Annotated in this window: 1 rRNA gene; it reads left to right on the plus strand. The window is 50.5% G+C overall.

Annotation, left to right across the window (positions count from 1 at the left end):
* Positions 1 to 543 (plus strand): 16S ribosomal RNA (locus IC213_RS20585); the annotation flags it as partial.
* Between the last annotated feature and the right edge of the window lie 31 nt (positions 544 to 574).

Genomic DNA, 574 nt, shown 5'->3' on the forward strand with positions numbered 1-574 from the left:
AATGACATCTCCTTAATCGGAGAGTTCCCTTCGGGGACATTGGTGACAGGTGGTGCATGGTTGTCGTCAGCTCGTGTCGTGAGATGTTGGGTTAAGTCCCGCAACGAGCGCAACCCTTGTCTTTAGTTGCCATCATTAAGTTGGGCACTCTAGAGAGACTGCCAGGGATAACCTGGAGGAAGGTGGGGATGACGTCAAATCATCATGCCCCTTATGCTTAGGGCTACACACGTGCTACAATGGGTAGTACAGAGGGTTGCCAAGCCGTAAGGTGGAGCTAATCCCTTAAAGCTACTCTCAGTTCGGATTGTAGGCTGAAACTCGCCTACATGAAGCTGGAGTTACTAGTAATCGCAGATCAGAATGCTGCGGTGAATGCGTTCCCGGGTCTTGTACACACCGCCCGTCACACCACGGGAGTTGGAGACGCCCGAAGCCGATTATCTAACCTTTTGGAAGAAGTCGTCGAAGGTGGAATCAATAACTGGGGTGAAGTCGTAACAAGGTAGCCGTATCGGAAGGTGCGGCTGGATCACCTCCTTTCTAAGGAGAATTGCCTACTGTTTAATTTTGA

This window comes from Clostridioides sp. ES-S-0049-02 (genome assembly GCF_020658465.1).
Taxonomy (GTDB): Bacteria; Bacillota; Clostridia; order Peptostreptococcales; family Peptostreptococcaceae; genus Clostridioides.